The sequence below is a fragment of the Suttonella indologenes genome, from assembly GCF_900460215.1.
Lineage (GTDB): Bacteria > Pseudomonadota > Gammaproteobacteria > Cardiobacteriales > Cardiobacteriaceae > Suttonella > Suttonella indologenes.
Window position 1 is genome coordinate 1,318,878 of the sequence record NZ_UHIA01000004.1, and the last position, 23,279, is coordinate 1,342,156.

Annotated in this window: 21 protein-coding genes, 3 tRNA genes and 2 pseudogenes; 13 read left to right on the plus strand and 13 right to left on the minus strand. The window is 48.2% G+C overall.

The window, feature by feature from the left end; translation table 11 throughout:
• Positions 1-6: 6 nt before the first annotated feature.
• Positions 7-1,116 (plus strand): alpha/beta fold hydrolase, encoded by a 1,110-nt coding sequence (locus DYC63_RS10455; RefSeq protein WP_115219167.1) that lies wholly within the window; start codon positions 7-9, stop codon positions 1,114-1,116.
• A 159-nt stretch (positions 1,117-1,275) separates the two neighbouring features.
• On the opposite strand, the gene DYC63_RS10460 is transcribed toward DYC63_RS10455, so the two are convergent.
• The 7 genes and pseudogenes from DYC63_RS10460 to rsmI form a co-directional block, all read right to left on the minus strand.
• Entirely contained in the window at positions 1,276-2,316 is a 1,041-nt protein-coding gene (locus DYC63_RS10460) for a DUF1848 domain-containing protein (protein ID WP_115219168.1), read from the minus strand.
• Positions 2,317-2,454: 138 nt separating this feature from the next.
• Positions 2,455-3,416, minus strand: a pseudogene (locus DYC63_RS13565) (IS5 family transposase).
• Between the two features lie 266 nt (positions 3,417-3,682).
• Complete coding sequence (locus DYC63_RS10480) at positions 3,683-4,729, minus strand: hypothetical protein (protein WP_115219170.1); 1,047 nt, start codon at positions 4,727-4,729, stop codon at positions 3,683-3,685.
• Between the two features lie 228 nt (positions 4,730-4,957).
• Positions 4,958-5,827, minus strand: a pseudogene (locus DYC63_RS10485) (IS30 family transposase).
• A 57-nt stretch (positions 5,828-5,884) separates the two neighbouring features.
• Positions 5,885-6,835, minus strand: a complete 951-nt coding sequence (locus tag DYC63_RS10490) for a DMT family transporter (RefSeq protein WP_115219171.1) — start codon at positions 6,833-6,835, stop codon at positions 5,885-5,887.
• A gap of 90 nt (positions 6,836-6,925) precedes the next feature.
• Positions 6,926-7,537 carry a guanylate kinase gene (gene gmk / locus DYC63_RS10495; RefSeq protein WP_115219172.1) on the minus strand — a complete coding sequence of 204 codons (612 nt, stop codon included), beginning with the start codon at positions 7,535-7,537 and terminating at the stop codon, positions 6,926-6,928.
• Between the two features lie 34 nt (positions 7,538-7,571).
• A complete protein-coding gene (gene rsmI / locus DYC63_RS10500; protein WP_115219173.1) occupies positions 7,572-8,423 on the minus strand; it encodes a 16S rRNA (cytidine(1402)-2'-O)-methyltransferase in 852 nt (283 codons plus the stop codon).
• An 8-nt stretch (positions 8,424-8,431) separates the two neighbouring features.
• On the opposite strand from rsmI, the gene DYC63_RS10505 reads away from it, so the two are divergent.
• Entirely contained in the window at positions 8,432-8,803 is a 372-nt protein-coding gene (locus DYC63_RS10505) for a YraN family protein (protein ID WP_115219174.1), read from the plus strand.
• Here DYC63_RS10505 and DYC63_RS10510 read toward each other — a convergent pair.
• Positions 8,800-8,985, minus strand: a complete 186-nt coding sequence (locus tag DYC63_RS10510) for a hypothetical protein (RefSeq protein ID WP_115219175.1) — start codon at positions 8,983-8,985, stop codon at positions 8,800-8,802. The genes DYC63_RS10505 and DYC63_RS10510 overlap by 4 nt on opposite strands.
• 146 nt (positions 8,986-9,131) lie before the next feature.
• Between DYC63_RS10510 and DYC63_RS10515 the strand changes: the two genes are divergently transcribed.
• From DYC63_RS10515 to purM, 7 genes are all read left to right on the plus strand, one after another.
• Positions 9,132-9,208: transfer RNA gene (locus DYC63_RS10515), tRNA-Met, on the plus strand.
• 88 nt (positions 9,209-9,296) lie between these two features.
• A complete protein-coding gene (locus tag DYC63_RS10520) occupies positions 9,297-9,917 on the plus strand; it encodes a YcbK family protein (RefSeq protein WP_115219176.1) in 621 nt (206 codons plus the stop codon).
• A 46-nt stretch (positions 9,918-9,963) separates the two neighbouring features.
• Complete coding sequence (locus DYC63_RS10525; RefSeq protein ID WP_115219177.1) at positions 9,964-10,428, plus strand: SoxR reducing system RseC family protein; 465 nt, start codon at positions 9,964-9,966, stop codon at positions 10,426-10,428.
• 63 nt (positions 10,429-10,491) lie between these two features.
• Positions 10,492-14,208, plus strand: a complete 3,717-nt coding sequence (locus DYC63_RS10530; protein ID WP_115219178.1) for a phosphoribosylformylglycinamidine synthase — start codon at positions 10,492-10,494, stop codon at positions 14,206-14,208.
• Positions 14,209-14,226: 18 nt separating this feature from the next.
• Positions 14,227-14,487 carry a hypothetical protein gene (locus tag DYC63_RS10535; RefSeq protein WP_115219179.1) on the plus strand — a complete coding sequence of 87 codons (261 nt, stop codon included), beginning with the start codon at positions 14,227-14,229 and terminating at the stop codon, positions 14,485-14,487.
• Positions 14,488-14,507: 20 nt separating this feature from the next.
• Positions 14,508-15,233 (plus strand): phosphoribosylaminoimidazolesuccinocarboxamide synthase, encoded by a 726-nt coding sequence (gene purC / locus DYC63_RS10540; protein ID WP_115219180.1) that lies wholly within the window; start codon positions 14,508-14,510, stop codon positions 15,231-15,233.
• Positions 15,230-16,225 carry a phosphoribosylformylglycinamidine cyclo-ligase gene (gene purM / locus DYC63_RS10545; protein ID WP_115219181.1) on the plus strand — a complete coding sequence of 332 codons (996 nt, stop codon included), beginning with the start codon at positions 15,230-15,232 and terminating at the stop codon, positions 16,223-16,225. Before purC ends, purM begins: the two co-directional genes overlap by 4 nt.
• A 374-nt stretch (positions 16,226-16,599) precedes the next feature.
• Here the strand turns inward: purM and DYC63_RS10550 are convergent, their stop codons facing one another.
• The 5 genes from DYC63_RS10550 to DYC63_RS10570 all read right to left on the minus strand — a co-directional run bounded on the left by DYC63_RS10550 (position 16,600) and on the right by DYC63_RS10570 (position 19,853).
• Entirely contained in the window at positions 16,600-17,577 is a 978-nt protein-coding gene (locus DYC63_RS10550) for a polyprenyl synthetase family protein (RefSeq protein ID WP_218564614.1), read from the minus strand.
• Between the two features lie 285 nt (positions 17,578-17,862).
• Positions 17,863-17,938 (minus strand) — tRNA-Asn (locus DYC63_RS10555).
• 8 nt (positions 17,939-17,946) lie between these two features.
• Positions 17,947-18,022: transfer RNA gene (locus tag DYC63_RS10560), tRNA-Asn, on the minus strand.
• A 69-nt stretch (positions 18,023-18,091) separates the two neighbouring features.
• On the minus strand, positions 18,092-19,309 hold the full coding sequence (locus DYC63_RS10565) for a pyridoxal phosphate-dependent aminotransferase (protein WP_115219182.1): 1,218 nt from the start codon (positions 19,307-19,309) through the stop codon (positions 18,092-18,094).
• A gap of 1 nt (position 19,310) precedes the next feature.
• Entirely contained in the window at positions 19,311-19,853 is a 543-nt protein-coding gene (locus DYC63_RS10570; protein WP_115219183.1) for a hypothetical protein, read from the minus strand.
• Positions 19,854-20,011: 158 nt separating this feature from the next.
• On the opposite strand from DYC63_RS10570, the gene frdA reads away from it, so the two are divergent.
• The 4 genes from frdA to frdD are packed head-to-tail and all read left to right on the plus strand — an operon-like array spanning position 20,012 to position 23,279.
• Entirely contained in the window at positions 20,012-21,781 is a 1,770-nt protein-coding gene (frdA, locus tag DYC63_RS10575) for a fumarate reductase (quinol) flavoprotein subunit (RefSeq protein ID WP_115219184.1), read from the plus strand.
• Positions 21,778-22,536, plus strand: coding sequence for a succinate dehydrogenase/fumarate reductase iron-sulfur subunit (locus DYC63_RS10580; RefSeq protein ID WP_115219185.1), 759 nt, complete (start codon positions 21,778-21,780; stop codon positions 22,534-22,536). The genes frdA and DYC63_RS10580 overlap by 4 nt, the downstream gene beginning before the upstream one ends.
• On the plus strand, positions 22,526-22,918 hold the full coding sequence (locus DYC63_RS10585; RefSeq protein WP_115219186.1) for a fumarate reductase subunit C: 393 nt from the start codon (positions 22,526-22,528) through the stop codon (positions 22,916-22,918). Before DYC63_RS10580 ends, DYC63_RS10585 begins: the two co-directional genes overlap by 11 nt.
• A 10-nt stretch (positions 22,919-22,928) precedes the next feature.
• The gene (gene frdD / locus DYC63_RS10590) at positions 22,929-23,279 is read left to right on the plus strand and encodes a fumarate reductase subunit FrdD (protein WP_115219187.1); all 351 of its coding nucleotides are present in this window, start codon (positions 22,929-22,931) and stop codon (positions 23,277-23,279) included.

A 23,279-nucleotide genomic window follows, 5' to 3' on the forward strand; every position in this document is an offset into this window, starting at 1 on the left:
GAGAATATGTCCTCTTATCCGCATGTTATGGATGCTCAATGCCGTCCGATTGTTGATATTGCCGCCTTGGGCGCGCAGTTTGCAGCTCTCGAAGTGTATTTTGCCCGCCTGCCGAGTGATTTTGATGCTCGGCATCTGCAAATCTTTCTATGCAGTAAAAATACGGCTTCCTCTTGGCAAGCCCTGCCCATCTTAGGCGTCGTGCCGCTGCCAAATGGCGGCTATTATTTGTCTTTTGCCGCTCATGAATTTAGCGCTGCACGCAAATACCAGTTTTTTGATGCCGATGCCTTTACCCAGCGTTCAGCCGAAGCGCAATGGCGGATACTGTGGCGCGGACAAGAACTGCGATTGCGCCTTCTGCCGCCGCGTATTTCGGCATTAGATGCATTTCAAGAATACGCCTACCGCGATATACGCTATTTTCTGCATAGTCCCAATACGTCAGAGCAAGCCGCGCCTTTGATTATCTGTCTGCATGGCGGCGGCGAAGGCGGCAGCGGCGGAGAAATTCACAGTCCGCTATTGGCGGATAAGATGGCACATTGGATGTTCGGCGCCGATATGCAGCCTTATTTCCCGAAGGCTTTTGTTCTAGTGCCGCAATGCCCGACTTATTGGCTGGATAATTTTGTTTTCAATCAGCGCCTGTGTCGCGCGGCACGCAATTACACAGCGGATTTGCAGACTATTATCGAACAAGTATTGGCATTTGAGCCTCGTATTGACCGTCGCCGCATTTATCTTATCGGCGCTTCTATGGGCGCTTATCAATCTTTGCGTTTATTAGTCGCTGCGCCGCAGTATTTTGCCGCGGCGGCACTGGCTTGTCCGGCGGCATTGCCCGATGCGGCAGAATTTAGCGGTAATGTGCCGCTGTGGCTTGTGCATGCACAGGGCGATACGGTTGCCCCGATTGAGCCCGCGCGGCAATGGGCGCAGTTATTGCGGGCAAGGAATTATCCGCTGCGTAGCGATTTTCCCGCCGCAGTACAGGTGCAAAATCAGGCGGTAAATGCACACGGCGTGTATTTGATGATGTATGAAAACGCCTGCTTCGGACATGAAACAGGCATATTGGAATGGTTAAGTCAGCAAAGGAGAAGATGCGATTGATATTTTAATTGTTTAGAGATGCATATCATATTGATTTTAATATTTTTAAGACACGGGTGAGAAAATTAGTTGTACTGATTGGCTAGGCTAGTAATATTAGCCAATACCATCTAACAAAACTGACAGCATGGAATAGATAAATTTAAGCAATATAAACAATTAATCTAAAAAATTAAATAAAATTGGTTGCTGTTTACTATCATTTTTCTTAGAGTTTGGCTGTGGCATTTTTAATTTCTCTTCACGTTGTTCAACAGTAAAACTTGTAGGAAAATCACCAAGTAAAAAGGGGCTATTGGGATTATGTAATTTTCTATTTTCAATAGCTTTATCATGTTTGGTTGTTGCATAACAATATTGACAACCATGCACACAGGTATCATAGATGCCAATATCTCTACTTTCCACACAACCACATTCTTTACGCTGCCCTTTATCTTTCTTGCTGGGAAAACCTTTATTTTTTGCAATTTTCTCTAACAATTCATTGTCAATACATTTACCATGCTCAATATTAATTCCATAACGTTTTTTTAAATCAATTTCTTCCGCGCAAGTTTCTATATTCATGCCATTTTCAGCAGCAGTTTGCATCATAAATGAAATCAAATCACGCAAATCATCATCAAATTTTGGGTCTAAAATATTAAAAAATTCAAATTTTTGTTCAATTTCAGCTTCCTGTTTAATAGGGATTTGTACAATTTTAAGGTTGCGTTCGGTTTTTGCATAGAAATCGGCAAAACTAATCACGACTTTATCGGTAAAACCGTTCAGCAATCCTGCGATTTTTGCAAATAAGCGTTTATGCTCGGCAATCGTTAAAGTGTTAGACAATAAAATCGGATCATAACGCCAGATTACCCTTTCTTTGCCAATTTTTTGGCTTAATTCTTTAAAAGTCTCAATCGCTTTATATGGATTAGGCGTGGATTTTTCCAAATAACGTGGATAGCCTGTAATGGTATATTGAAAATAATAGATATACGGCTCAAGTAAATCCAAACGTTCCATAAATGGCTTTGGGTTGCGTGTCCAAAATATAAAGGCATCAACATTTTCAGGTGTTAATTCAACACGATGAACTTGATTAGCATTAAACGGATTTTTATACAGTACAAAACCAACTTTTAACCGATTGAAAAACCAATCTGAATAAAAAGCAGGGATATCTGTTTTACGGCTTGCACTGATAATCATTTTTCAAATTCCGCTATATAAAATTTTGATTGAAGGTAGAATTTAATTGCGAAATATTTCCGAAATTTAGTAGGGTCTGTTGAACATTCATATCTTAATCCATTGATAAGCAAAGGCTAGAGCCACATCATAGTCAATTCATGACAAAGTTGCACACCTAAAAATATCAAGCTTTACTATTGTACGGGATAACATATAAAACTGTGTCTTTATTTGAGCTGAATTGACTATATTTTCAAAGTTTCTTTTTAGCTTATCAAAGCGTGTGGCAATCGCTCGATAATCTTTAATTTTGCAAAGAGCATTTTCGACTAAATGCCGAAACTTATATAAATACCAATCCATATGGTCATTGGATTGCTTACTATAGTCGGAGAAGTGAAAAAGTAGCACAAGGCGGCGAGCCGCAGACAGTACAGATAGTACGGCAAGGCGAGCCAACGCCGTAATACTTTTTCAATTCTTCGACTATATTTGATTTTCGTGGAATGTTTGCATGCGTTTTTTTCTTCAACATACGCACGAAAATCCTGTGAATCATAGCCTTTATCAGCACTTAGCATGACAACATTGCTTAAATCAACTTTATCTACCAAGTCTTTTGCCATTTTGATGTCATGGGTTGTGCCATCAGTGATGATAAAGGTAATTGGATTACCATGAGCATCAACGACTAAATGTATTTTAGTTGTATTACCCCATGACTTTTAGCAATCGCTTGGTCTTTAGGGTTTGCTCCACTGCTATGTTGATGGGCTTTGATGTAGCTACCATCAATAAAGACCCATTCCATGTCTGGTTGGTTTATTATAGTCAATTCAGCTCAAATAAAGACACAGTTTTTATATGTTAGCCCGTACAATAGTAAAGCTTGATATTTTTAGGTGTGCAACTTTGTCATGAATTGACTATACTTTGTTAAACAGTAAAATGAGCTTGTTATTGGCTGACCAACGGTTGAAAGCTTTGTAAACTGTATTGTGTTTCCCAAAATATTTGGGTAGGTCTCGCCATGGTAAGCCTACTCGCATTCGATACAATACACCTTCTACAGTCTTTCGTAACTTGGATTTGTCATATAATCCAATTTCAAGTGAAATGGGTTTAAGTCTTTTCCATTGCTTATCATTTAGCGCTTATCATTTAGCATGAGTCTGGGCTTAGTCATAGCGAGTAGTTCTCTTTTTGGGTTAGAGCTTAAAGTGTACTATCTCGCTATTTTTTTGACAAAATTTTCTTTTTCAATGTTCAACAGACCCTAAAGACTGCTGATAAAAAAACCTTTCATTTAGAAAGGTTTTTTATCCGTTTACTGATAATATAAAATGTCTATCGTATAGAACATCTATTATATAAAACTTTGCAATCAGTGTGTTTCACGACGTGCCACTAATGGTGACGTCAAACGATACTTGGTGGCAGCATTTTTTGCGCCTGTGATGCTCATCACAAAGGTTAAAATTGTGCTGATCAACCAAAATAAGCCACTATAAAGAGCAGTTTTACGTGCAGTGTCTTTTGCCGTTTCAATCGCTTGAGACACTTCTGCTTTAGCGGTGTTGATTTTTTCTTCTGTGCTGACACGCACATCGTTATAAGCTTCCACTGCCGTTTGGCGTACATGCAAGGCCTTTTCTTCACTTAAGCCTTGTGCTTGTAATTTGGCAATCAATTCATCACCTTTTAGCGTCTCTTCAATAGACGCAGCACGAGACTTTAGATGCTCATCAAGATTCTGCCATGTGTCAATGTTCGTAAAATCCATTGCTGATAGACTTTGTACTTCACGATTAACCATTTGCTCAATCACACTGGTGGTGGCATCAATCTCAGCATTATCAAGTTCGGTATTTTTAGCAAACCAGTTTTGAATGTCTTCACGGCTAACCTTACCCATGGCACTTTGATAAGCAGATTCAATGCGAGAGCTGACTTCATTACTTTGTGCCGCAGCTGTACCACCTGCCACTGCCAAGCTACCCACACCACTTGCAACTGAACCCACCACACTGGCCGCACCCGATGCTGTACTGGCTACGGCACTTGATGCCCCTGATAAAATATTGGTGGCACTGTTCATCGCACCATAACTGGTCAACAGCACGATACAGGCTGCTGTTAACATGCCTGTTAGTGTCGCATCTTTTGGCAAAATATCTGTGCCATCGCCAAACAGTGCTTCAGGTGCAGATGCTTTGACAGCAAAAAAACCTGCCACATAAGCACTAATCAATGCCGTGATAATGGCATAAATGCCAGCAGCAATGCTTGCACCACGCAAATCAAGGCTTAAAAAAGACCCAACGATAAGCGATATTGCAAGCATAATCATCGTTACCACAAGTCCCATAATAAGACCTGCAAAAATACCCCGCCATGAAGGGCGACGTGCTAGAATAGTCTGTATACTCATATGTGATCATCCTTTTGATTGTTGAGTGACGTACTTTCCTTGCTCAAGCAAGGAGCTTCCTACTGCTAGTGTCTGACGTTCCAGACACAAAATACTCTTGGCTGCATTAAGCCAAATTAAGCTACATTGACATCTTCTGTCATGCGTGGCGTTACAAGTACCACAAGCCCATTGTCTTATTTTACATTTGAATTGTCAAACCAAGTGCAATACTTTTTTAAAGTAAACTTAATAAGGTGTTTTCCAGTCTAAACACTTTCTCGGTCGTAGATTTAATTTGTCAACTACCGATTGAATATAATCATCGCTCCACCGGTTTATATCCTTTTGCTTGGGGAAAAACTCCCTGAGCAACCCGTTTGTATTTTCATTTGTCCCCCTTTGCCACGGCTGATGCGGCTCGGGGAAATAAAAGGCTGCGCCTAATGTTTGTTGCGTAACTAAACTATGTTTGACAAATTCCTTGCCTCTGTCCGGCGTAATTGACCGTAATTTATGCGGCTTAAGCAGGGTTATCATCGCCTCTTTCACCAACAATGCTTTTTTGCCTGCAATCTTTTTCACCAACTCAAAACGGCTTTTGCGTTCCGTCTCCGCTTCCTAATGTCCGAAATGGCTGCGGTTTTGCGCTGAAATCGGGCGTTCCTCTAATGTATGCGAAATCGTGATTTTTCCACGCTTTTCAAGATGATTTTTTCTCCGCCTTGTTCTGTCTTTATGGCGTAATTTTCGGCTTGCTTTGCCTTCGCTGATATCTAGCCAACCTTGATGAATCGCGCGGTAAATCCTATTAAAACTGATTGATAAATCAGATTTTTCAAATTCTAAGCGCTTGCTGAGCTGTTCGGGCGACCACTTGCCGTCCAACACCTTGCTGTGCGCCGAACTCGCTCGATATACTTTGAGTGCATGCCTTTTTAGCTCACGGGAAATGATGCTGCAGCTCCGCCCTAATTGTCGGGCAATCTCGGACTGTTTTTTGCCTTGAGCGAGCAGAGTCACTATGCTTTCCCGTTCTGAAAGTGTAAGATGTCGGTAAGAAGCGTTCGTTTTAGAGTCCTTTTTTGTTGGGGAACAAAATGATACTCTATTATGAATGCTTCTTTTTTTGCACTTGGATTGTAAATTCAAGCGATTTAAAATGAACCATAAGATTTATGTCTTCGCTTTTTTCAGCTGCCATGCGCCGGTTTCCGAGCAGGCGATGCCGATAACCACACAGCTAATCGCGACGATATGCACGCTGCCGAACATGGCGCGTTCGTCGGCAAATAAGAGCAAGCCTAGAAGAGCATTGAACACGGGCAAAAGGTTCATGGCCATTGCCGCTCTTGCCGCACCGATGGCAATCACGCCTTCCATGTAAAAGACTTTGGATACGATGGCGACAAATACCGCGACATAGCTAATCAATAACAGGGCTTTGCCGATTTCTGCCGCGCCGGGTTGCGCGATTTTTAATAATTGTCCGCTATGTACCAATTCCCATAGCCAGAAAGGCAGGCCGACAAGAAGAGCGGAAAGGCACATTGCCCATAACAGGCTCGCCCAATGCACGGCAGGCGCATTGCGCAGCACGAGCGAGTAGGCGGCATAGATAAGGGCGGAGATGAGTATCAGCCAATCCGCGGTGCTCAGCGTCAGGCGCAATAGGCTGCCTAATTGTCCGCGGCTGAGCAGCCATAGTACGCCAAATAATGCGACAAACACACCTATCCATTGCAAAGCATGGAGTTTTTCTCGATAAATGATTGCACCTGCCACCAAAACAAACATGGGAATGAGACTGTGCACAATCGCTACATTGACGACGGCGGCTTTATAGGCAAAGGCGGTGTAAAGCAGGATATTAAATAGGCAGAAAGCGCTGCCGCCCCAGCAGAGCAGCCACCATTTGCGCGCGCGTAGTAGCGGCATATCGCGCTGAATCTGTTTTTTAAAGACGAGGCTTAGAATCAGCGTCGCCAATAACCAGCGGTAAAAAGTGAATTGATAGGGGGTTAGCAAATCGACGCTTAATTTGCCTACGGCATTACTGCTTGCCCAGATAATCGGTGCCAGCAGTAATAATAAGCGCGGAAAAGGCAGGCGTTTGGCTGTGTTCATAAATAATCCTTTTAGATAGTTTTATGCTTTTCAATAGGCATATGAGGCAAAAAGAAAAGCCAGTGCATACTGGCTGTTTCAGGTGGGTTTTCAGCCTTGCAAGCGGCTGAGCAGCTCTTGTAAATCGTCTTGGCTGCGTAAACGTTGCATACGCGAGGCGGTAATAATCGCCTGCAATTCTTTCGCGGCTCGGTTGAAGTCGTCATTGACAATCACATAGTCAAAGTCTTTGTAATGGCTGATTTGTTCTTCTGCCTGCGCCATGCGTTTTTCCACCACTTCAGGTTTGTCCTGTCCGCGTTTTTGCAAACGCTCGCGCAGGGCGGCTAGAGAAGGCGGCAGCAGGAAGATGGTTTTGACGTCGCCGCGTTTTGCACGCACTTGCTCCGCACCCTGCCAATCGATGGACAGGATGACGTCATAGCCTTCCGTCAGCAATTTATCGACTTGCTTGGCTGAGGTAGCATAGGCATGATGGAAGACGTCGGCGTATTCTAAGAAATCCCCCGCATCGCGCATGGCGGCAAAGGTTTCTTTGGTAATGAAGTAATAATGGCTGCCTTCGATTTCGCCGTTGCGGCGTTCGCGTGTGGTATGGGAAACCGATTCCACCACATTGGGCAGTTGACGGCGTGTTTCTGCAATGAGTGAGGTTTTTCCGCCGCCGGAGGGGGCGGCGACAACCCATAATTGACCTTTCATAAGTTATTATTCTCCGTTTTAAAGTCTGCTTACTTTAGCGATTTGCTGCATTGATGTCATCTTTCTTTGTAAGCAGATAATTGTAAACTTCTTTTTTATTGGCGCCACAATGGTTTTGCATGAGTCGGCTGATGGTTTTCAGCGATAAGCCTTCATTTAGCAGTTCTTCGGCGAAACTGTACCAAGCCTGATTGTCCGTCGGATTTTCCTCGGCCGCCAAGAGCAGTACAAATTCGCCGCGGCGATGATTGCTGTCGCTATTAAACCATTCCAAAGCATTATCAATGCGCAAAGATACGATTTGCTCAAAGGTTTTGGTCAGCTCGCGCGCAATCACAAGGCGGCGGGCGGGGCTGAACAAACTTTGCATGGCGATTAAGCTGTTTTCGATGCGATGAGGGCTTTCGTAAAAAATTGTGGTTTCCCGTGCCGTTTGGAAACGGCTAAGAAATTGCAAGCGTTCGCCGTTTTTTGCCGGAATAAAGCCTGCAAAATGAAAACAATCGCCTGTCAAACCGCTGGCGCATAAAGCGGTAATCACGGCATTGGCGCCCGGAATCGGCACGACGGTGATGCCGTTCTCATGCGCTAATCGGCTTATCCATGCGCCGGGGTCACTAATAACCGGCGTGCCGGCATCGGAAATCACGGCAATGTCTTCGCCGGCTTGCAGGCGCGACAACAGCGCCTGTGCGGCGCCGTGTTCATTATGCTGATGCAGGGCGAAGAGCGGCTTATCAATCCCTAAAGCGTCCAGCAAATGACGGCTGACGCGCGTATCCTCGCAGGCAATTGCCGCTACCTGTTGTAGAATAGCAATCGCGCGGTGGCTGATGTCTTGCAAATTACCAATCGGCGTTGCCACTAAATACAATTTTCCGACCATAAGTCTCCATGATTAAATTATTAGCACGCCATTTGCGGCGCGGACAAGAAGGCGAAAAAGCCGCCGTTCAATTTCTCAAGCGGCAAGGGCTGCATATTGTAGCGAAAAATGTCCGCTATCCCTGCGGCGAAATTGATGTGATTGCCAAAGACGGCGACAGTCTCGTCTTTGTGGAAGTGCGTCTGCGTCAAGCAAATGCAATGGTCAGCGCCGCCCAATCTATCAATATGAGCAAACAGCAAAAATGGAAGCGTGCCGCTCAACAGTATTTACAGCAGCATTATACCGAGATGCCCGATTGCCGCTTTGATGCCGTGCTGCTGACTGCGGATAAGGAAAAAATCATTGCTATCGAATGGATTAAAGGCGTGTTGCTTTAATCCGTCGGCGGTTCTTTACGGCGCAAATGCGGATTTAAGGCATCGGTTTCCTTGACAAAAGCCGCCTGCTTTGCCGCTTTTTCCTGCTGCAAACGCTGCTGTTGCAGGGCGTTTTGTTTTCTTTGCTGCATCAAATGGCGGACAATCAGCCCCGTGATAAGAAAAAATAGGACGAATTTCATGTTTACTCCTTTGGCGCCTATTGTAGCGGCTTTTGCGGACAAAATAATGATTGCCTAAAATTCATGACTTTAGCGAAAAAATGCTTTTTTTGTAGAAAAGGGCATTGACAGCTTGGGGGCATTTGCGCATAATTCGCACCCTTGATGGCTACGTAGCTCAGTTGGTTAGAGCACAACACTCATAATGTTGGGGTCCCCTGTTCGAGTCAGGGCGTAGCCACCAAACATCAAAAAATGACGCGAACATTGCCTTGCATTCATACTAAAATTCTTTTATATTCGCGCCCCAACATCTCAACGGAATTTTTTGCATGTCTCACTCATCATCTTATCGTCCTGTAACAACGGCTGATTTTGCACATCCTGAAGATTGTCCTTGCTGCACTCGCCAATCGCGCCGTGTTTTCGTGAAAACCGCCATGATGGCAACTGCCGGATTACTACTGCCCGCTCAATGGGCTAAAGCCGCTTCCAGTCGCGAACGCATGATCAGCATGTATAACCCGCATACCGCCGAAACGATCCGCACGGTATATTGGGCGCCGGATTATGGCTATATCCAACCTTCTATCGATGAAATCAGCCGTTTTTTCCGCGATTTCCGTCAAGAAAGCGTACACCCGGTGGATATTGATTTGCTGAATATTTTGCATTATATCCAAAGCAATGTGGGGCATAATCAGGTCATTCAGCTTAATAGCGGCTACCGCTCTCCCGCTACCAACCAAATGTTGGCGCGCCGTTCGCGCAATGTGGGCAAAAACAGCTATCATTTGAAAGCAATGGCGGCGGATATTGCGATTAAAGGTTATAATTCCCGTCAATTGAAAACAATAGCGCAGCGTTTGAATGCCGGCGGTATCGGACAATATCGCGGCTCGAATTTTATTCATGTAGACTCAGGACCTGTACGTCAATGGGTGTATTCTTAATCAGAAAAGAGCGGCAATTGCGCCGCTTTTTTATTAGACGCAAATAATGGCTTGGCTTTCGATTCCTGTACGGGTTTGTGCGGATAACGGCAAGGTATTGCGCCTACAAGCCGTCAATCAAATTGCCGATTGTCCGCAATGCGCGGCAGGCAAAGGCTGCGGGCAGAATCCTTGGTTTCGCGGTTTTATCGGCGAAAATGTTTTTGAATTGCCGCGTCCGCAGGATTTACCGGCAAACAGCGGCTTTTTAGAACTGCAATTATCCGCAACGGCGTTGCAGCGTCTTACGCTCATGATTTACGGTTTGCCGCTCTTGAGTTTTTTAAGCGCATTGTTTGTAACACAGCATTTTGCCGCATGGCTGCAATTTTTCGCCGGGCTTTTGGCGCTATTCATCAGCGTATGGGCGAGCAAGAATTGGCGCGAAGCCTATTTGTGCAAGCATTTGCAGCTTGCATTGCCACCCGATGCCGACAACGCCCTACCCCATGCTAAAATCTACACCCCCTAATCTTTCGCATCTCTGCAAACGCCTTATGTTAAAATTTCTTTTTTTATAAATGACCGCATAATTATGTTTCAACGCCTATACATCCGCAAACTTAAAGCCTTTCGCAGCGCCCCCGCCGATATCGCGACGCTAAAAGCCCAACTCAATATTGCCGATTTGCTCGGCATTGAAACGATTGCCGTTTATGACCTGTATGAGGCGCCGCAGGCGCATTTTGAGCAGGCGCTGCGGCAAGTTTTTGCCGATCCCGTTACCGATGAAGTTTTAGAGGAATTGCCGGCGGCGGATGCGGTATTTGTGATTGAACCGCTGCCCGGACAATTCGACCAAAGAGCGGATTCCGCCGAACAATGTTTGGCGCTTTTGCATCCCGACTTTGCGCAAACGACCGTCCGCTCCGCCATTGCTTATCTGGTCAGCGGACAATTGAATACGGAAGAGCTCGAGCGTCTTAAGCAATATTTCATCAATCCGATTGAAGCGCGTGAGAAAAATCTTGAAGACAAAAGTTTACCGCAAGCGCAGGAGCCGCAAGCTGTGCCGCGTTTTGAAGCGTTTACCCGACTCTCCGCGCAGGAATTAGCCGCTTGGCACCAGCAGCAAGGCTTGGCGATGACGTTTGCCGATTTGGCTTTGGTGCAAGACTATTTCCGCCAAGAAAATCGCGCGCCGAGCGAAACGGAAATCCGCGTGTTGGATACCTATTGGTCAGACCATTGCCGCCATACCACTTTCGCTACGACTTTGGAAAATATCCGTTTTCCCAATAGTGCTTTGGGGCAAGCCATGCAGGCGGATTATCAAGACTTTCTCGCCAAGCGCGAAGCTGTTTACGGTGCTGCGGCGGCGCAACATCCCGTCAGTCTGATGGAATTAGCAACTATTGATGCCAAATATCAGCGTCAGCAGGGTAATTTGCCCGATGTGGAATTTTCCGCCGAAGTGAATGCCTGCTCGGTGTTTGTCGATATTAAAGAAAACGGCGAAACCCGCCCTTGGCTTTTGCAATTTAAAAATGAAACCCATAACCACCCCACCGAAATCGAGCCTTTCGGCGGCGCTTCCACCTGCATCGGCGGTGCGATTCGAGACCCGCTGTCGGGACGCGCTTATGTGTATCAGGCGATGCGCCTCTCCGGCTCTGCCGATCCGAGACAGCATATCGGCGACACCTTGGCAGGCAAATTGCCGCAACGCGTGATTGCGCAGCGTTCTGCCGCCGGCGCTTCTTCCTATGGCAATCAAATCGGGCTTGCCACCGGACAAGTGGTCGAACTCTATCATTCAGGCTATGCGGCGAAACATTTGGAAGTCGGCGCAGTAGTCGCTGCCACGCCTGCCGATCATGTGCGGCGCGAAGAACCGCAGGCAGGCGATGTGGTCATTCTCTTAGGCGGGACGACAGGACGCGACGGCTGCGGCGGCGCAACCGGCTCTTCGCGCGAACAGCATCAGGATTCTTTAAGCCAAAGCGCGGCGGAAGTGCAAAAAGGCAATCCGCCGGAAGAACGCAAATTGCAGCGTCTGTTCCGCCAAGCGGCTTTTGCCAAAAAAATCAAACGCTGCAACGATTTCGGCGCCGGCGGCGTATCGGTGGCGATTGGCGAATTGGCGGCAGGTTTACGGATTAATTTGGATGCTATTCCCGTTAAATATCAAGGACTTTCAGGCACGGAATTGGCGATTAGCGAATCCCAAGAGCGGATGGCGATTGTGGTGGCGGCTGAAGATGTGGCGGCAATTCAGGCATTGGCGCAGGCGGAAAATCTTGCCGCAAGCGTGATTGCCGAGGTTACTGAAGAAGCGCGTTTGGTCATGACTTGGCGCGACGATGAAATCGTCTCGCTTTCGCGTGCGTTTTTAGACAGCAACGGCGCGCAAAATGTGCAGGCGCAGGTAGAGATTGCCGATGTCGCATCAGAGAGGCAAGAAACGGCGGAGCAGGACGATTGGCTCGCGCGTTTGCAAACTCAATTGCAAGACCTCAACCATGCCGATTTGCGCGGTTTGGGCGATCGCTTTGATTACAATGTCGGCGCGGCCTGCGTGCTTAAACCGTACGGCGGACGCTTTAGCGCCAGCCCGATTGAAGCCGGTGCCTATGCCTTGCCAACGGAAACACTCTGCGATACCGCTTCGATTCTCGCCTACGGATTTCATCCCGACAGCAGCGCCGACAGTCCTTATCACGGCGCGATGAATGCGGTGGCGGAAGCCTCGGCACGTTTGATTGCCACCGGCGGCGATATCCGTCGCAGCCATTTCTCTTTGCAGGAATATTTCCCGAAATTGGGACAAGATCCCTGTCGCTGGGGCTTACCGTTTGCCGCTCTATTGGGCGCCCATCATGCCCTAAGCGCTTTGGGGCGCGCGGCAATCGGTGGCAAAGACAGCATGAGCGGTTCTTTTAACCATTTGGACGTACCGCCGACCTTGATTGCTTTTGCCGTCGGCACCGCCTTGCTTAAAGACGTTATCAGTCCGGAATTTAAAGCCGCCGAGCATCAATTGTATTGGCTGCGCTGCCCGCAAGACTCATTAGGTCGTCCTGATTTTGAAGCCCTTTTGCAGCATAATGATTTTATCCGCGAAGCGATTGAAGACGGCGTGGTACGTTCTATTCGCAGCATTCGCCACGGCGGCTTGATACAGGCGCTCTATGAAAGCTGCTTAGGCAACCGCATCGGCTGCGTGATTGATAATGTGGAGGAAGCGGATTTATTCCTGCCGGAATACGGCGGTTTCCTCATCTCTAGCAAAGGCGGCTTGGGCATTAGCCAACATCTCAGCCATATCGGCTACACCAGCGATAAAGCCGCTATCACAATTGACGGCAAATCAATTGATTTGGACAAATTGATGCCGCTGAGCCAAACTCTGAGCGAGATTTATCCGCTGTATCCGGAAAAACAGGAAGGCAGTGCGCCAGAAATTGCTCCGGCGAATTTGTCCAAAGCCAAAGCCATCAGCTATAAAACGCCGCAGCCGCGCATCTGTCTGCCCGTCTTTCCCGGCACCAACAGCGAATTGGATACGGCACGCGCTTTCCGCTTGGCGGGCGGTATTGTGGAAGAAAGCGTGATTTGCAACCGCAATCAAGAAGATATCCAATCCTCGCTTAATCGATTAAGCGAAGCGCTGCGAAGCAGCCAAATTTTCGTCTTAAGCGGCGGATTCAGCGCAGGCGACGAGCCTGACGGCTCGGGCAAATTCATTGCCAATCTGCTGTTTAATCAGCAAATCCGCGAAGCAATAGAAGATTTTCTGGCGCGTGACGGTTTGATTCTCGGCATTTGTAACGGTTTCCAAGCCTTAGTGAAAAGCGGATTGCTGCCTTTCGGTGAAATCCGTTCGCCGCAAATCGGCAATCCCACCTTGGCGCATAACCGCATTCAGCGTCATATCGCCCGCATTGCCAGTACTAAAATCGTGAACAATCAAAGCCCTTGGCTGGCAAATTTTGCCCTTAACGAGGTGCACGACGTGGCATTTTCGCATGGCGAAGGACGTTTTTATGCCGATGAAGACAATCTCAATCTATTGATTAACAACGGACAAATTGCCACGCAATATATTGATCCCTTTACATTGAATCCCAGCCTGAATCCCGCGCACAATCCCAATGGTTCGCGCTATGCCATTGAAGGCATTACCAGTCCTTGCGGGCGCATCTTGGGCAAAATGGGGCACAGCGAGCGCTACCGTCCGGGATTGTATAAAAACCACCCTAATTTCCGTCCGCAGAATATTTTCCAAGCAGGCGTTCAAGCCTTCCGTTAAACATCAGGAGTCAGCATTATGTATGAAAGCAAAGCCCGCGAAATTCTCGCGCAAATTATTGCCGCTAACCAAGCCAATGGTTTTGCGGGAATTGACCGTAGCCCCGCAGGCATTGCCCAACGCCATGAACGCATGAAAATGGGTAGCTCGCCGAACAGCCGTTTCGGCGACAAAGACGAAGGCATCGGTAGTGATTTGGAACAGCATGTGATTAACGGCGATTTGACTTCCGATCAAGCGGTTGATGTTTTAATGGTTTTATATGGTTTAGGCGGCTGATTTTTTTAAGGAGATAGATGATGGAAAAAAGAGACTTGCTGTATACGGGCAAAGCAAAAGCGGTGTACGCCACCGATGCGGCGGATCAAGTGATTATTCACTACAACGACGATGCCACCGCCGGCAATGGAGCGAAACATGATGTGATTGAAAATAAGGGGATTTTAAATAATAAAATCAGTACCATTATTTTCTCCGCCCTCAAAGCCGCCGGCATTCCCACACATCATTTGGATACGCTAAACGAACGCGAACAGCTGTGCAAAAAAGTCAGCATCATTCCTTTGGAAGTGATTGTGCGCAATGTGATTGCCGGCTCGATGACAAGCCGTTTGGGCATTGAAGAAGGTACCGAGCCTGAAAACGTCATTTATGAACTCTGCTATAAAAACGATGCCTTGGGCGATCCGCTGATTAACGATCATCATGCCGTCGCCTTGGGCTTGGCGACTTACGAAGAATTAGACCGCATTTATGAATTAACCGATGAAATCAATGCCGTTTTATTTGATTTATTTGATGCCTGCGATATTCATTTGATTGATTTTAAAATTGAATTCGGCAAAACCGAAGAGGGCGAAATTATTCTGGCCGATGAAATCAGCCCCGATACCAGCCGTCTTTGGGACTGGGAAAGCAATGAAAAATTGGACAAAGACCGCTTCCGCCGCGATTTGGGCGGTCTGACCAATGCCTATCAGGAAGTATTGAGCCGCCTCATTGCCCTTGGAGACGATGAAGAATGAGTTTGGACTACAAATCAGCCGGCGTGGATAAAGAAGCGGGCTACGATACCGTTCGCCGCATCAAAGCTTATGCCGCCGCCACGCATAATCCGCGTGTTCTCGGGCAAATCGGCGCTTTCGGTGCTTTCTACGATTTAAGCGGCTATCGCGATCCGGTCTTGGTTTCCGGTACCGACGGCGTCGGTACCAAACTCAAAATCGCCTTTGCCTTAGGCAAATACGACAGTATCGGCATCGATGCGGTGGCGATGTGCGTGAATGACATTCTCTGTCATGGCGCGGCGCCGCAATATTTCTTGGATTATCTTGCCTGCGGCAAATTGGATGCGCAAACGGCGGCGGATATCGTCAAAGGTATCGCCGAAGGCTGCCAACAGGCGGGTGCGGCATTGATTGGCGGCGAAACCGCCGAAATGCCGGGTTTTTACCAAGACGGAGAATACGATATTGCCGGCTTTGCAGTGGGCGTGGTCGAAAAATCCGCCATGATTGACGGCAGCCAAGTGCAGGCGGGAGATGTCTTAATCGCTCTACCCTCTTCGGGCTTTCATAGCAACGGTTATTCTCTGCTGCGCAAAATTTTTACGGATTTCACGCAGGTGATTGACGGAAAAACGGTGGGCGAGCATCTGCTGACGCCGACGCGCATATACGTTAAAGCCGTCTTAGCCGCCCTTGCCAAGCACCGTATTCACGGCATGGCGCATATCACGGGCGGCGGTTTGCCTGAAAATTTGCCACGCGCCTATGGTGCAGGCTTAACCGCGATCGTCGATACCGCCGTATTACCAAGTCTGCCGCTGATGCACGCCATCGAAGCGCATGTCAAACGCGAAGAATGCTTCGGCACTTTTAATATGGGCGTCGGCTTTGTGCTCATTGTGCCTGCCCAAGAAGCGGAAGCCGTCTGCGAGACCTTACGCGCGCAGGGCGAAAATCCGCTGCTTATCGGCAAGATGCAAAAAGGCGATGAAGCTCTAATTCTACAGTAATTATTCTTGATATACGTGGGCGTCAAAATCATCCGCGATATGAATAATCCATAAACCTAGCGATTATTATTGGTCGCTAGGTTTTTTATCGAAGATATGGAAAGTATCTGATATTCAAGGAAATTTTGCAAAAAATCTCTGCAAAATAACAAAACTTATTCGATGTTTTTTCTTTGACGTGAAAGTGCTGAAAGATGCAATACCACAATGTTTGATGGTATTGGAGTTAAAACGCTTTAAAGCGTCAATATCGACACAAAAGTGCCGAATAATTTTTTTGAGCTGATATGTGCTTAATTGACTCTTGCGTTTCGTTTTGCAAGTTTAATAGACTGTTTTCCAATCCAATCGCTTATTTTAAAAGCAATAGGCGCTTAAGCATTGCGGTGCGCGGCAAGATAGGCGACGGCTTTTAGCGCTTCTTTGTAGTCGTTATCCGGAAAAATGTTTAGGCAATCGCCAGCGGATTGCGCCATTTCTTCGGCTTTAATGCGGCTATATTCCAACGCATCGGTTTTATGTAACAGCGCGATAACTTCGTCTATCGCTTCGCGCTCGCCGGCTTCGATAATGGCACGCAGGCGCGCGCGCTCAGGCGGGCTTAATTGTTGCTGAGCGCGGATGAGCGGCATGGTGGGTTTGCCCTCGGCTAAATCGTCGCCTAGCGATTTGCCGATGATTTGCGCATCGCCCATATAGTCTAAGACGTCGTCCATCATTTGAAATGCCATGCCTAGGCGTCGTCCGTATTCCGCTAAGGCATGAATGTTTTCCGCTTTCTGTTCGGCTAGTTGCGCGGCGATTTTACAGGCGGCGGAGAATAAGACGGCAGTTTTCAGCTCTATCACGCGGTAATAGCGGGCTTCGTCGACGTCAGGATCGTGCATATTGGAAAGTTGCATCACTTCTCCTGCAGCGATGAGATTGGTGGCTTGCGCCATGGTTTCGATAACGGCGGTATTGTGCGTGCGCACCATTAATTGGAAGGCGCGCGTATAAAGAAAATCACCGACCAAGACACTGGCGGCATTAGAAAAAGCGATATTGGCGGTGGGCTGCCCGCGTCGCATGTCGGATTCATCGACCACATCGTCATGCAGCAGGGTGGCATTGTGTATAAATTCGATAAAAGCGGCGGCGGTAATTTCATGCCCTGCCGCATAATTGCATAGGCCCGCGCTGAGTAAGGTCAGCAAAGGCCGAAAACGTTTTCCGCCGTTGCCCAGCGCATATTGCATGACCAAATTAGCCAACTGGACTTCGGAAGTCATTTCTTTTTGCATGAGGGTTTCAGTGGCTTGCATTTGCGGCTGAACAAGTGCTTGAATTTCAAGCAGGCTGGCGTATTTCATTATTCTCTCTGTTGTCCTGTGGAATGCCTGCTATTGTAGCGCAAGCAGGCGGCGGTTTCAGCTTGAAATCGGCAATTGTGCTATATGAGTTTGATGATTTTTCTTGGCGCACTCTAGTCGAAGAATTGAAAAAGTATTACGGTGTTGGCTCGCCTTGCCGTACGCTCTGTACTATCTGCGGCTCGCCGCCTTGTACTACTTTTCCACTTCTCCGACTATATCAATCATTACGGAATAGGTGTGCAATAAAAAAACCTAAGTTTTGCAACTTAGGCTTGATGAATTTGGCTCCCCGACCTGGGCTCGAACCAGGGACCTGCGGATTAACAGTCCGTCGCTCTACCGACTGAGCTATCGGGAATTTACTCTTGGCTCCCTGAGACGGGCTCGAACCGCCGACCCAATGATTAACAGTCATTTGCTCTACCGACTGAGCTATCAGGGAGTAGCTAAGAGAGCGCGCATTTTACTGATAGTCCCTGCACGCGTCAAGCCTCTTTTGCATTTTTTTCGGCTATTTTTGGCGGTAATTGCGAAGAAAACGTCCAAGTTTTTCGCAGGCTTCGCTAATGTCGCGTTTATATTGCAAAAAGACGACGCGGAAATGGTCGGACTGATGCCAGTTAAAGGCGCGTCCGTGAACAAAGAGGATATGTTCTTGCTGCAATAAGTCCAAAATAAAGCGTTCGTCGTCATGGATATTAAAGCGTTCGACGTCCATTTTAACGAAGCCGTAGAGCGCGCCTTGCGGCTTGACCATGCTCAGTCCTTCAATGGCGCTGATGCTGCGGTACATTTGATCGCGCTGCTCGTGCAAACGTCCGTTTTCCGCGACTAAATCATTGATGCTTTGATAGCCGCCTAAGGCGGTTTGAATGCCGTATTGCGCCATGACGTTGGCGCACAGGCGCATGGAAGAGAGCATTTCCACGCCTTCGATGTAGCTGCGCGCCATTTGGGTGTTGCCGCTAAATACTAGCCAGCCGGCGCGGAAACCCGCCGCGCGGTAAGCCTTGGACATGCCGTTGAAGCTTACGCAGAGGGTATTATTGACAAAGAGCGACATCGGATGATGCACGGCGTCGTCATAGATGATTTTTTCGTAGATTTCGTCGGCAAACACAATTAATCCCTGTTCTTCCGCAAGGGCGGCGATGGCTTTTAGGATTTCCGGACTGTACACCGCACCGGTCGGATTATTGGGATTGATGATGACGATGGCTTTGGTACGTGCGCTGATTTTGCTGCGAATGTCTTCTAAATCCGGTAGCCAGCCGTTCTCTTCGTCGCAGAAATAATGCACGGCATTGCCGCCGCTTAAACGGATTGACGCCGTCCACAGCGGATAATCGGGCATCGGCACCAGTACTTCGTCGCCGTTTTCCAGCAAGGCCTGCATCGACATCATGATGAGTTCGGAAACGCCGTTGCCGATGATAACATCGTCAACGCTGACGCCTTTTAAGCCGATGCGCTGGGTTTCATGGACGACGGCTTTGCGCGCGGCAAAGATGCCTTTGGAATCGGAGTAGCCTTGCGCTTTAGGGATGTTGGAGATGATGTCTTCGACGATTTCGCTCGGCGTATCAAAGCCGAAGGGGGCGGGGTTGCCGATATTGAGTTTGATGATGCGGTGTCCCTGACGCTCCAAACGCTGGGCTTCGGCGAGAACAGGACCGCGGATGTCGTAGCAGACATTATCCAATTTGCTAGATTTTCTGATTGTTTTCATCTTATTTATCCAAGTCATAGGTAAAGCCCACCGTGCTCATCACACCGGCGGTGGCAAAGAAATGCGCTTCAAGAAAGATATTTTTGTATTGCAAGCCCAGTATAGGCAGGATGGCAGGGGCAATACCTAAATTATTAAAAGGAATTTTGTTTTTGTATTCGTCTTTATAGCCGTGAAGCAGTCCGGCGGTAAGTGTGCCGCGCAGCCGCCAGTCTGGAGTCGGCTGCCATAAGGTCCAGTCTTTGCCGAGATATACATATTGTGTCGGCTGTCCGAAAGAATTGCGAAAAACCGCTAGACCGACCAGCCAGTCGTCAGAACGGATATATTCCACATTGATGAGTTTCTGGTGGTTGTTATGCTCGGGTTTGGGATTGTAATACACGGTGTACACGCTGGTGCGAAAACGCAGAGTCCCCTTCTCCCAACCGCCGCCGATATGCTCTTTCCAGCTCGGTTTGCTATTGATGCCTTCATATTGGTAATTCTGTGCTTGCACTTGGCAGAAAGCGCAAGCAACAAGCGCTAGATAAGTAAATTTCATTTTGTTCCCGCCTAATAAAAGGCAATATTTTATCAGAAGACAATCAGGCGGATTGGCGATTTCAATTTGCTTTAATAGGAAAACATCACAAACAATCTATATTTTTTTAGTAAGTCTGATACAATAGCGACACAATATATAAACAAGAGAGGCAATTTATGGAAATCATACAAAGCGATGTTGCGATTGTTGGTGCGGGCGGCGCGGGTTTGCGCGCTGCTATTGAAATTGCACGCAACAGTCCTGAGGCAAAAATCGCCTTAATTTCTAAGGTATATCCTATGCGTTCTCATACTGTGGCGGCGGAAGGCGGCGCTGCGGGCGTGGTGCGCGATGACGACAGTTTGGAAAACCATTTTAATGATACGGTTTCCGGCGGCGATTGGCTCTGCGAGCAGGATGTCGTTGAATATTTCGTCGAGCATTGTACGGAAGAGATGGTGCAATTGGAGCATTGGGGCTGCCCTTGGTCGCGCAAAGACGACGGGCATGTGAATGTGCGCCGTTTCGGCGGCATGAAGATTCCGCGCACATGGTTTGCGGCGGATAAGAGCGGTTTCCATATTTTGCATACGCTGTTCCAAACCTCTCTGCAATTCCCGAGCATTCAGCGTTTTGACGAACATTTCGCCTTAGATTTATTGGTCGAAGACGGCAAATTGCACGGCGTATTGTGCTATGACGTGCAAAACGGCATTGTACGGGCGATACAGGCGAAAGCGGTGATTATTGCCACCGGCGGCGCAGGACGGGTCTTCCGCTACAATACGAACGGCGGCATTGTGACGGGCGACGGCATGGCGATGGCTTATCGGCACGGCGTGCCTTTGCGCGATATGGAATTCGTGCAATATCATCCGACCGGTTTGCCGGGTTCGGGGATTTTGATGACGGAAGGCTGTCGCGGCGAAGGCGGTATTCTGACCAATAAAGACGGCTACCGTTATTTGCAGGATTACGGTCTCGGACCCGAAACGCCGATCGGCGAGCCGAAAAACAAATATATGGAGCTCGGCCCGCGTGACCGCTTATCGCAAGCTTTCTATCACGAATGGAAAAAAGGACGCACGATTGATTCGCCGCGCGGTGCGGTAGTGAATTTGGATTTACGGCATTTGGGCGAGGCTTACATTAATGAACGCCTGCCTTTTATCCGCTCTTTGGCGAAAAAATTTGTCGGCGTCGATCCGGTGCATGAGCCGATTCCGGTGCGTCCGACCGCGCATTACACGATGGGCGGGATTGAAACCGATGGACGCTGCGCAACGAAAATGGCGGGTCTGTATGCCGTCGGCGAATGTTCTTCTGTCGGCATTCACGGGGCGAACCGCTTAGGCTCGAATTCCTTATCTGAGCTGTCGGTGTTCGGCAAAGTGGCGGGCGAAGACGCGCTTAAATACGCGCAAAGCCAAGCGCATGCCTTGGATCAGCAAGCCTTTAACGCCCTTGCCGATAAAACCTATCAGCCTTTCCTTGATTTATTGCAGCGCAAAGACGGCACGGAACGTCCTTCCGATATCCGCAATGCCCTAGGCGAAATGATGGAAGCGGAAATCGGGATTTATCGCAGCGCGGAAAACTGCGAACGCGCGATTGCAGTCATTCAAGACTTAAAACAGCGCTATCAGCGCGTGAAAGTGACCGATCACAGCGATACCTTCAACACGGACTGGCTGACCACGATTGAATTGGGCTATTTGTTGGATGTGGCGGAAGCGATGATTTATTCCGCCGCACAACGCAAAGAGTCGCGGGGTTCGCATCAGCGTTTGGATTATCCGGAGCGCGACGACCAGCAATTCCTCAAGCATACGCTTGCCTATTACAAGCATGGCGAAGCGCCGCGCATTGATTACAGTCCCGTCAAAATTACAAAATCACAGCCCGCTCAACGTGTGTACGGCGCGGCAGGAGAGCAAAAATCATGAGCAATACCGTTACTTTAAAAGTCATGCGCTATCAGCCTGAAGTGGATGAGCGCCCTTGGCCGCAAGCCTTTGAAATCGAGTGGACGCAGGATATGTCGATTTTAGACGCGCTCGCTTTAATCAAAGACGAATTCGACCCGACCTTGGCTTACCGCTGGTCATGCCGCATGGAAGTCTGCGGCAGCTGCGGCATGGTGGTCAACGGCGAACCCAAACTCGCCTGCTCCACATTCGTGCGCGAATACGCCGACATCGGCGAAATCATCATCGGCGCATTGGATATGTTTCCGATTGAAAAAGATTTGGTTGTGGACGTCGAGCCCTTTATCGACCGCTTGGAAAGCATCAGTCCTTTCATCGTAACGAAAAATCCGCGCGCCTTGGCCGATAAAGAATATCTGCAAACGCCGCGGCAATTGGCGAAATTCAAGCAATACACCATGTGCATCAACTGCATGCTCTGCTACCAAGCCTGTCCGCAAATCGGCATCAATGCGGAATTTCTCGGGCCGGCGGTAACGGCATTGGCGCAGCGCTACAATCTCGATAATCGCGATGAGGGCGCAAAACAACGCTTTAAGGTGCTGAACGAAGAAAACGGTATTTGGCCTTGCACCTTTGTCGGCGCCTGCTCCGAAGTCTGCCCGAAACACGTGGATCCGGCAGGCGCAATCCAGCAGGCGAAAGCCGCCGCGGTGCCGTATTGGGCAATGGGTATGGTGAAAAAAGAAGAGGAGGCGACTCATGGCGCGTAAACCCTATCAACACAAACAGCCGGATAACTGGTACATGGCAAGCCGCTTTTATCAATGGTATATGCTGCGCGAGCTGACCAGTATTACGACCGCTATTGCGGCGCTTAACCTCTTTTGCGGTCTGGTTGCCTTGGCAAGCAGTCTCGACAGTTGGCAAGCTTGGGTGGCTTTTCAGAAAAACCCTCTGATGGTGCTGATTAATCTGGGCGTAATTGTCGGCTCGCTGCTCAATAGCAAAACATGGTTTGAAGCCATGCCGAAAGCGGTCAAAATCCCGAAAGGCAACGGCTTTGTCGCCGATAAAATACTTATCATGGGCAGCTGGGCTGCATTGGGCGGCGTAACGCTGGTCTTAATCATCATCGCCGCTTGCTTGACTTAAGGAGGGAGCTATGTCGCAACACAAACATCTCAAACCTGTTTATTGGGGATTATTTTCCGTCGGCGGCACCGTGGCCGCATTGGCATTGGCGCCGGTCGTTTTAGTCGTCTGCATCATGCTGCCCCTAGGCATGTTCGGCGATCCCGCGCAGTTTTATGCTAATATCCATGCCTTTGTCGCGCATAAATTGGTCTTTTTAGTGCTGACGGGTATCGTCTTTACCATGCTTTGGCACGGCTGCCACCGCTTTTATTACATTTTGCATGATATGCACATACATGTCGGCAACCGCACACGTCTCGCTTTTTACGGCTTTGCGATTGGCGCCTTCCTCATCACGCTGCTTTGCGGCTGGTTCTAA